The organism is Flavobacterium araucananum (genome assembly GCF_002222055.1).
Taxonomy (GTDB): Bacteria; Bacteroidota; Bacteroidia; order Flavobacteriales; family Flavobacteriaceae; genus Flavobacterium; species Flavobacterium araucananum.
Window position 1 is genome coordinate 105771 of sequence record NZ_MUGS01000044.1, and the last position, 10068, is coordinate 115838.

Annotated in this window: 5 protein-coding genes; all 5 read right to left on the bottom strand. The window is 37.5% G+C overall.

Going from position 1 to position 10068, the window contains the following annotated elements; translation table 11 throughout:
* Positions 1-81: 81 nt before the first annotated feature.
* Positions 82-633: a DUF1254 domain-containing protein gene (locus B0A64_RS18830; RefSeq protein ID WP_089481044.1), complete on the bottom strand. Its 552-nt coding sequence runs from the start codon at positions 631-633 to the stop codon at positions 82-84.
* A 191-nt stretch (positions 634-824) separates the two neighbouring features.
* Positions 825-2771, bottom strand: coding sequence for an arylsulfatase (locus B0A64_RS18835; RefSeq protein WP_089481045.1), 1947 nt, complete (start codon positions 2769-2771; stop codon positions 825-827).
* Positions 2772-3018: 247 nt separating this feature from the next.
* Complete coding sequence (locus B0A64_RS18840; RefSeq protein ID WP_089481046.1) at positions 3019-4587, bottom strand: arylsulfatase; 1569 nt, start codon at positions 4585-4587, stop codon at positions 3019-3021.
* A 4-nt stretch (positions 4588-4591) separates the two neighbouring features.
* Positions 4592-6064: a RagB/SusD family nutrient uptake outer membrane protein gene (locus B0A64_RS18845; protein ID WP_089481047.1), complete on the bottom strand. Its 1473-nt coding sequence runs from the start codon at positions 6062-6064 to the stop codon at positions 4592-4594.
* A 16-nt stretch (positions 6065-6080) separates the two neighbouring features.
* Complete coding sequence (locus tag B0A64_RS18850) at positions 6081-9212, bottom strand: SusC/RagA family TonB-linked outer membrane protein (RefSeq protein ID WP_089481048.1); 3132 nt, start codon at positions 9210-9212, stop codon at positions 6081-6083.
* Positions 9213-10068 lie beyond the last annotated feature (856 nt).

A 10068-nucleotide genomic window follows, 5' to 3' on the forward strand; every position in this document is an offset into this window, starting at 1 on the left:
ATTAAAATAAAAAAATCCGTTTAAATCAGCGTCTTTGCAAAGCAAATCCGTGTCATCTGCGTCCCATGATAAAGCTCACGCTTACTTCCCTAATTTCTCTACCGTAACACCGTGCTGCAATTGGGCCAATGTTTTTACCGGATAGGCTTTTGAAACTAAATAGCGAAACAAAATCAATCCTTTGGTTGTTGGGCTGTAGATGATTTTCTCTTTCGGAATATTTTTCAAAACCTCGGCTGTACTTCCTTCCGGTGCTAAATAGTATTCGAATTTTGCTTTTATTTTTTCTTCGTTTTCTACAAAAAAGTTAGTGGTGTTTTCCTGATAGGCAGAGATGGACCAATAGGTTGAATCGGGAACGATACCTGAAATTTTCAATACATTTTCGTTCAGGTCATAATTGATTGTCGAATACAAAAAATCAGGATTTGGTAACGGAATTACTTTGCTGTTTTCAGCATTGGGCTGCTCTCCAAATTGGGGAGTATTGATAGCGCCCAGACTTTTTTCGGCAAATTTATGTTGCACATAATAGGGTGTTGCCCAAATGGTCAGGTAATAAAAGCTTACTGCAATTACTACAAGAATCAAGGCAAAAACGCCTTTTTTGAGGAGTGGTTTTGTTGCTGCCATAATTTTACTTTTTTAATATCAGAACCACTAAAAATGCCTTTTGCAGCATGTTTAATAGCTTTGAAGGGTTATTATTTATTTTTTTATGGATTTTCTGCAAGGTTTTCATAACCTTGTGGGCATGTTGAAATCTATATCTGAGAATTAAACCTGCAAGGTTTTGAAAACCTTGCAGGTTGTGACAATCAATATTAATTAGAACTTCCGGTTTTTGCAGCGTTTTCTGTATTTCCGGGTTTGGTAACTTGTTTTACTAAATCCTGAAGTGTTTTGCCTTTATCTGCGCCGGTGTTGTGTATTCTTCTGTTGTACACATCCTGCCAGTCGATTAGTGGGTAAACGTTGTTTTCTTTGGCTTGCTCATCAAACAATTTTTGAAGCTCTGCCAATTTTTCAGGATACTTTTTAGCAAGGTTGTTACGCTCGTTAAAATCTTCGTTTAGGTTGTATAACTCCCAAACATCTGTATCAAAATTGCTCTCGGCTGGTTTTTCATTTTTGCCTAGTGCTTTTTTAACAGCAAATGAATCCGGCAAATGGGCTGCTCCGGCTTTCCAGCCCTCTTTATAAATCGCTCTGTTTCCAAAAATGTAGTAGTACTGAACTTTATGCAATGATTCTGCCTTGGCATCATTTAAAGAAGCATATAAAGAAGATCCCTGAATAATATCCTGTTTTACGTTTTTGATATATTCCGGAGCTTTAATTCCGGCAATATCCAATGTAGTAGGCAATAAATCGGTTACGTGGCTGTATTGATTTCTGATTCCGCCTTTTTCTTTAATGCCTTTTGGATAAAAAACAATCAATGGGTTGTGTGTTCCGCCTTCGGATTGTGCATCTTGTTTCCAGTTCTTAAACGGTACATTTGTAGCTTGTGCCCATCCTAAAGGATAATTGGTATTTAGACCTTTTGGCGTACCAATTTCGTCAATATTGGCTAAGTTTTTCTTCAGGTTTTCGTCGTCAGAACCTCCTTGCGAAAACAAACTCTGGTTAATGGTTCCTTCTGTAGTTCCTTCTTTACTGGCTCCGTTATCGCCAATTGCTACAAAAATTACGGTATTATCCAGTTGATTGGTTTCTTTTAGATAATTAACCACTCTTCCTACTTCATAATCTGTATAGGTCAGGAATCCGGCATAAACTTCCATAAAACGGGCATATACTTTCTTTTGGTCCGGAGTTAGTTTTTTCCAGTCTGTAATTAACGGATTGCGTTCCGGTAATACAGCATTGGCAGGAATCACACCTAATTTCTTTTGGTTTGCAATTACTTTTTCGCGGTAAGCATCCCAGCCGTCATCAAATTTGCCTTTGTACGGATCACTCCATTTTGTAGCTACCTGATGAGGTGCGTGTGCTGCGCCTGGTGCATAATACAAAAAGAACGGTTTTCCGGGTGCTGCTTTTTGTTGTTTCTGAATAAAACTAATCGCTTTATCTGTAATTAATTCGTTCAAATGCCTTCCGTCAGATTTGATATGTACCTGATCTTCTACTAAATCAGGATTGTACTGATCTGTTTGTGAACCTAAGAATCCGTAAAAATGGTCGAAACCTTTTCCGGTTGGCCATCTGTCAAACGGTCCTGCATCTGTAGCATCTTCATCCGGAGTTACCCCATATTTACCAACGGCAAAGGTATTGTAGCCGTTATCGCGTAAAATTTCGGCAATTGTTCCTTTGTCCGCTGGAATTCTGCCATCCCAGCCCGGGAAACCTGCGGATAAAATCGTGTGCGAAAATCCGCTTACGTGTACTCTTCCTGAATTTCTACCGGTTAAAAGAGCCGCACGGGTTGGCGCACAAATAGCGGTTGTATGAAAATTGGTGTATCGTAAACCATTATTGGCAAGAGCATCAAAAGTGGGTGTTTCTATCAGACCTCCAAAAGCACTTGAAGCTCCAAATCCTACATCATCCAGTAAAATCCAGATAACATTGGGGGCACCCACAGGGGCTTTTACCGGATCTGGCCAATATTCTTTAGAATCTGCCAGAGTTTTACCAATAACTCCTTTAAAATTTGCATCTTGTTTTTCCTGGGCAAAACCAATTTGAGCAACAAGCAATGCGGTAATCAAAAGCCCTTTTTGCGAGCTTTTGATTGTACTGCTAAATTTGAAATTTTTCATTAGATTAAATTTTTAATTATTTAATGCGTAATCACTGTTTAACTCTGCTATTTCAACTCGTTGTGTGCAATTTTTTAACACATAGAAACATAGATTTTATATACTCAAAAAAGGCGTTTCACTTACTTTAAATACACATAGCTATGTGTAAGTGATGTATCATTTATTTTAATCTTCTTTAAAAAAAGGAAAAACCTATGTTTCTATGTGTTTAAATAAAATATTTATGAATTTTACACCCAACGAATTATTTTATTTTATTCCAATCTTCAACACCTACTTTTACAGACCATTGCTGGTGTAATTCAATTAGGGTTTGGAGCAGTTTTGGTTCTGATTTTGCTACATTTTTTGTTTCTGTTCGGTCAGTAGCAAGATTGTACAATTCCCAAGGCTCATTGTTTTCGGCTACAGCCTTCCAATTACCTTTTCTTACTGCTTTGCTGCCTTCATGTTCCCAAAACAAGGCTTCATGTGTGTTGGATTGTTGTCCTTCAAATTCTTTTTTTAAACTAATTCCTTCTAAGGGTGTAAGACTTTTTCCTTGAAAGTTCTCCGGATATTCAATACCGGCATACTCCAGACAAGTGGGCAAAATATCAATCACATGACTTACTCTGTTACTGACTATTCCGGCTTTAATATGCTTGGGATAATAAGCAATAAAAGGAGAAGCAATTCCGCCTTCGTTCGTATTCTTTTTGAATAATTGAAAAGGCGTGTTGCTCACGTTTCCCCAAGGACTTTCGTAACTGTCAATTGATGCAACTGAGCCTGGCGTTCCGTTTTTTTGAGTAACATAATTCCAGTTTTTTACATCATCGGCACTTCCTCCATTATCCGAAAGAAAAAGTATCAGGGTATTATCTTCTTCTCCCAACAATTTGACTTTCTGGAGGATTTCTCCAATTCCTGCATCCATTCGATCGATCATAGCGGCGTAAATTGCCATTCGCGTATCCCATTTTTCTTTTTCTTCGGCGCTTAATTTTTCCCAATCGGGTACTTTTTCAAAACGATTGGATAAATCCCAATTTTTATCAATGATTGCCAGTTCTTTTAATTTTTTAAAACGGCTTGCTCTCAATTTATCCCAACCTTCAAGGTATTTGCCTTTGTATTTTGCAATATCTTCCGGCAAAGCCTGAATGGGCCAATGTGGGGCATTATAAGCAACATAAAGAAAAAAAGGTTTTTGCTGATTGTGCTGTTTTTCTAAAGAACTAATAGCAAAATTGGTAATTTCCTGAGTGAGATAAGTAGCAGTATCTGTGCGAATAATTTCTTTATCTCCTTTCAAAAAAGTAACTTTTCTTCCGTCGTTGTATAAAGGTTGCGAGTTAAAATAACTGCTTCCGTTGTTTTGTAATGTAAAAGAATCATCAAATCCTCTGTTAACCGCCCAGGCTGATGGTACTAAACCAACATGCCATTTTCCAGAAACTATAGTACTGTATCCTGCCTTTTTTAGTGCTTGCCCAATCGTGATGCAATGCTCGTTTAAATATCCCTGATAAGCCGGAAATCCTTTGTCCTGAACCATGTCTCCAACGCCCGCCTGATGCGGATACAAACCCGTGAGCAATGAGGCACGAGAAGGACAGCAACGTCCTGCATTGTAAAATTGCTTTATAATAAGCCCGTTTTTGGCGAGCTTATTCAGGTTTGGGGTATTAATTTCTGAACCAAAGGCACCAATATCTGAGAAGCCTAGATCATCTGCCAAAATGACGATGATATTAGGTTGCTTTTTCTGTGCCAATAGCTCAGATTGTGCAACAATCAATAGGGCGAGGATGAACAGTTTTTTAATCATTTTATTAATAACCCGGATTTTGTGGCAACCCAACCGGGTCAATATTTCGTTCGCTTTGCGGAATTGGATATAAATTATTTCTTTCTGAAACAGAGTTTTTTGCTGTTACTTTTTTTACTTCGGTAACCAGTGTTCCCCAACGTACCAGATCGTACCAGCGTTGTCCTTCCTGTACAAATTCTTTTTTGCGTTCTTCCTGAATCGCAGCTCTAAAAGTAGTTTGTGTTAAGCCGGCGAGATCTACTGTTGCATCTGGTGTTGCAATTGGTTTTGCAAAAGCTCTTCGTCGTACCTGATTGATTAATTCATAAGCTTCCGGAGTGGGTGCTCCCTGCTCATTTATTGCTTCTGCCAGAGACAGTAGAATATCGGCATACCGAATAATGGGAAAATTAATGGCTACGTTACCCGGTGTTGCCAAATTGGTAAAATCTATATATTTTTTAAAGATTGGTTTTGGAAAAGTATAGGTGTTTGCCGTTCCTGCAATAGGTACTGTTTTGGCATAACTTACATCTCTTCGGGTATCTCCGGCAGCATAAATATCATAAAATAAGGCTACGTCTGAGATAATATCCGCTGGTTCTGTAGCGGTATATCCTATAAACGATGTCGATTGAAAAGTACTTCCGCTTGATCCGTTTCCGGCTTGGTTTGCCTCAAACTGAACAGAGAAAATATGTTCTTTTCCGTTCTTTTTGGTTTTGTTAAAGATATCGGCAAAACTTTCAAAAAGGGCATATCCGTAACCACCATTGATGACTTCTCTGGCTTTTAAAATGGCATTGGGATAATCTTTTCTCGTTAGGTAAACTTTGGCTAAAATTGCTTTTGCTGCTCCGGATGTTGCACGTCCGGCGTCTGTTGAAGCATAAGTTGACGGCAAACTTTCGGCATCTTTCAGATCTGTAATAATTTGCGTGTATACTTCATCTACGGTAGCTCTTTTTGATTTTAAACTTTCTAATTGTATAGAAGTTGGTTCGTGCAAAACAATAGGAACTCCGCCCCAAAGACGAACCGCCTGAAAGTATAATAATGCCCTAATGAATTTTGCCTCAAGGATCAATCTGCTTTTTATGGCATCTGTACCTGTTACTTTTGGGATATTATCAATAGAAACATTGGCTCTGTTGATTCCTGCATAAATTTGTCTCCAGGCTACCTGAACACGATCAGAAGTAGCATCATGAGTCAAACTGCTCAGAGCTCTTACCTGCGGATTGGTGGCTGATACTCCGGCTGCGGCATAATCAGATCCCATATCTGTCAGGAAATAAAGGTTTCTGCCAAATAAACTTTGTTCTCCCGGATCCAGACTTAAAGAAGCATAAACAGCAGATACGCTTGCTATGGCATCATCCTGGGTTTTAAAGTAATTATCTTCGGTTACAAAAGAGGTAGGTGTTACCTCCAGATCTGTGCAGGATGCAAATAAACCGGCACTTAGTAGTATTGTTAGTATAATCTTTTTCATTGTGTATGTTTTTTACTTAGAAAGTTACGTTCAGACCGGAAGTGAATGTTCTGGAATTTGGATAAGAACCAAAATCAATTCCCGGATATAAGTTATTTTGTTCGTATGAACTTACTTCTGGATCATAACCAGTATATTTTGTCCATGTAATTAAGTTTTCGGCAGAGACATAGAATTTAACGCTCTTTGCTCCAAGTCTTTGAGAAAGGCTTTTAGGTAAAGTATATCCCAGTGTAATTAATTTTAGCCTTACAAAAGAAGCATCTTCTACATAACGCTCTGATACTATACCAAGTGGCGAGCTTGTCGCTCTTGGTATTTCATTACTTGGATTAGTTGGTGTCCAGCGATCTTCAAGCGTTACATTGGCATTTGTTCCTAAAGTAGAGATCTCTAATTGTTGGTTTAAAGCATTGAATATTTTACCACCGTAAGATCCCTGAAAAGAGAAATTAAGGTCAAAATCATGATACGAAATTGTGTTGCTGAAACTTGCCACAAATTTAGGCTGTGAGCTTCCCAGGTTGCCTTTGTCAAGAGCAGATATCACACCATCTCCATTGGTATCTACATATTTTCTGTCTCCTATTTTTGTGTTGGCCAAACTGTTTATTTTGGGTTGTGTATTAATTTCTTCCTGAGTCTGGAATATTCCGTTTGTTCTGTATCCCCAAAAAGTTCCAAGGGGTAAACCTACTTTTACCGTTACAGGTTGTTGTTGCAATAAAGATCCGTTGGGTACTACCGGAAAAAACTGATCTACTCCATTTCCTATTGAGACTACTTTGTTTTTGTTGGCAGAGAAGACAATGTTAGAATTCCAGGAGAAATTTTCTGTTTTGATGTTTTCAGTGACCAAACCAACTTCAACACCTTTATTCTCCACACCTCCAATATTTTGTAGTACGCTGGCATAACCGGAAGTAAGCGGTACCGGAACACTGATCAATAAGTCGTTTGTTTTTTTGTAGTAGACATCAAATACAAAGTTTATTTTTCGGTCTAATAAGGATAGGTCTAAACCAACATTATATTGATTTGTTTTTTCCCATTTCAAATCCGGATTTGCCAATCGGGTAGGAGCAAGTCCGGTGTATAATGTTCCTCCAAAAGAATAATTTACAGAACCCATTTGAGCCAGAGAAAGGTAATTTCCTATTTCCTGATTTCCGGTTGTTCCCGCAGTAATTCTCAATTTAGCTTCGGTTACACCTTTAAGGTTTTTAGCAAAATCTTCGTCGGTAATATTCCATGAAAATCCTGCCGAAGGAAAATAACCCCAAAGCGATTCTGATCCAAATCTTGACGAACCATCTGCACGGGCAGATAAGGTAAAGTTGTATTTTCCTTTATAAGAATAGTTTATTCTCGTTAACCATGATTTTAAAACACTTTCGAAAGCATCACTATACGGTTTTACCGGAACACCATCTTGCAAAGCATTATAGGTATTGGCATCATTTACAAAAGTTTGCGCTCCTGCATTAACCACCTCACCTTGCGTATATTGAAGTGTATATCCTCCCAGAGCCGAAAACTTATGATTTTCGCCAAAAGTAGTATTGTAATTCAGCGTGTTTTCATTCAATACAGAACTCACCAATCGATCCCCAACCGAAGCCAGTCCTTTTGTACCTGCGCCGGTTGTAGTCGTTGCCGGGGCATAATAATTTTGTTTGGTATTGATGACATCTCCACTAACCGATACTTTTGCAGTAAGTTTTTTGGTGATCTTGTACTCACCAAATAAACTGGTCAGAATTCTGTTAATTTTAGTTTCATTTGTGGTACTTACCAAATCATTAATAGGGTTTGGTATAACGCCATTAGTAGCAGTTGCATACGGATTATTGGTTAAATTATAACTTCCGTCTGCATTTTTAATAGGGACTACAGGCGGCTGATACAAAGCAACAACCAATGGGTTTGGTGATCTTCCGGCAGCAGAACCGCCATTGGTTCCTGTACCATTAGAAATTGAATTACTGTAGTTGGCATTTATGCCAAATTTAAAATTCTGAGAATAGTTTCTTTCATAATTGGCACGAAGCGAAATTCTTTTAAAATCAGAAGCAATTACGATTCCGTCCTGTTGAAAATAACCTGCAGAAATAGCATATCTGGAACGCTCGTCTCCACCGGAAAAAGACAACTGATGATTTTGAATTGGTGCAGCAGTTCTAAAAAGAGCCGACTGCCAGTCGTATCCTCCGGAAGTTTTTAAGGCTTCGATTTGCGCAGCAGTAAAAGAGGGTGCCTGACCAATACTTGCCTGAACATCATTACGCAGGCTTGCCCATTGACTGGCATTCATTAAGTTTAATTTTTTTGAAACATCCTGAAATCCAAAATAGCCCTGATACGAAATATTATCTTGCCCTTTAACCCCTTTTTTGGTAGTAATGATGACAACTCCATTGGCACCACGAGATCCGTAAATAGCGGTTGCCGATGCATCTTTCAGAACTTCAATCGACTCAATATCGCCGGGATTTATGGTCGATAGTACATTGACTGTCGCACCCGCATTTGTAACTCCGGCAGTACTGTTGTTATTGTCGTTGTAAATCAGGATGCCATCTACAACATAAAGCGGCTCATTTCCTGCCGTGATAGAGTTTCCTCCTCTAATACGAACGCTCGAAGAGGCTCCGGGACGTCCCGAACTTTGTGTGACTACCACACCTGCGATTGCACCTCGCAACAAGTTATCTGCCGATGAAGTAACCTGAGTTAAATTAGCTTTTGGAACCGAAGCTACAGATCCTGTAATGTCTTTTCGCTTTTGGGAACCGTAACCTACAACTACCAATTCGTCTAATTCCTGACGTTCTTCTTTTAAATTGATCGTTACAGGATTTTTTTCAACAATTATTTCAGCTTTTTTGTACCCTATATATGTTACAATTAAAGTATAAGGAAACTTTTGTCCGGTTTGAAAATAGAATTTTCCTTCGGCATCCGTCTGAACGCCGTGAGTTGTACCTTTTATAATAACCGAAGCACCAATAATGGGTTGGTTTGTAACATCGTCTACAACAGTTCCGTCTAGTTTAGACTGTATAAGAGGTGTCGTATTTTGAGCATTAATTCCTGCCGATAGGAGCAAGAGAAACAGGAATGAGTATATTTTTAAATTTTTTTTCATTTCTTTGTACTGGTTTTAAGTAATTAACAAGGCGCCTTGAAAGTTGATTTTTCAACTCTCTGCCGGTATTCTTGATTTAGTGATAAATGTTCTTTAAGCCTCGCCATTTCTGTTGCCGCAGAAATGGCTTTTTTTATTTACAGCAACAGCTTTGCATCTTTTTCATTTTAGTTTTTTTAGTTATTGGTTGTTTTCTTTTTAATTTGCAGATATAGTTTCAACGATCTTTTTGAACCTAATTAAGGTATCAAACAGACTTTTGTAATTTCAGTAAATAATCTTGTGATGTTTTTTTTAAAGGTTCGTTTTTAAATCAATTCGATGTAAAAGGAGAATCGAATATAAACGAAAAAAATTGCTGAGAATTAGCAACAGAAGCACATATAACAAAAAGTGTTATAAGTATATTTTTTAGGAAGAATGTAATACGATATGCTTTCGGTTGTTTTCAAAATATAATTCTTTATGGTTTTAAATATTTTTATACTCTACTAATCCTATAGACAAAGTTAATTTTAATATAATAAAATCCAAAAATTTGTGCATTTTTTTTTGAAAAGATGTAAAATAAGGGTTTTTAAACTACTTAATCTTGTGTTTAAGTAATTGATAGTCAGTATTTTGATTTAATTTTTAAGTATCAAACAAATGTTAAAAAAACTTTTAAACAGGGAACTAAAATGTAGTATTTTATACTTAATTTTCTAGTTTTTAGGTCCTTAGCCAATTTAAAAATAAAATAAAAACGTCGAGTAAAGTTCTGTTCAGGGGTTAAACAGATATTTTAAAGCACAATTTATTTTATCAGAAACCTATCTATAGAAATTGCAAGGAAGTAAAATGAGCTCCTTGGTAA

Excerpts from the sequence above, each read along its gene's own strand:
- B0A64_RS18840 (WP_089481046.1), bottom strand. The coding sequence starts at position 4,587 with ATGATTAAAAAACTGTTCATCCTCGCCCTATTGATTGTTGCACAATCT.
- B0A64_RS18830 (WP_089481044.1), bottom strand. The coding sequence starts at position 633 with ATGGCAGCAACAAAACCACTCCTCAAAAAAGGCGTTTTTGCCTTGATT.
- B0A64_RS18835 (WP_089481045.1), bottom strand. The coding sequence starts at position 2,771 with ATGAAAAATTTCAAATTTAGCAGTACAATCAAAAGCTCGCAAAAAGGG.
- B0A64_RS18845 (WP_089481047.1), bottom strand. The coding sequence starts at position 6,064 with ATGAAAAAGATTATACTAACAATACTACTAAGTGCCGGTTTATTTGCA.
- B0A64_RS18850 (WP_089481048.1), bottom strand. The coding sequence starts at position 9,212 with ATGAAAAAAAATTTAAAAATATACTCATTCCTGTTTCTCTTGCTCCTA.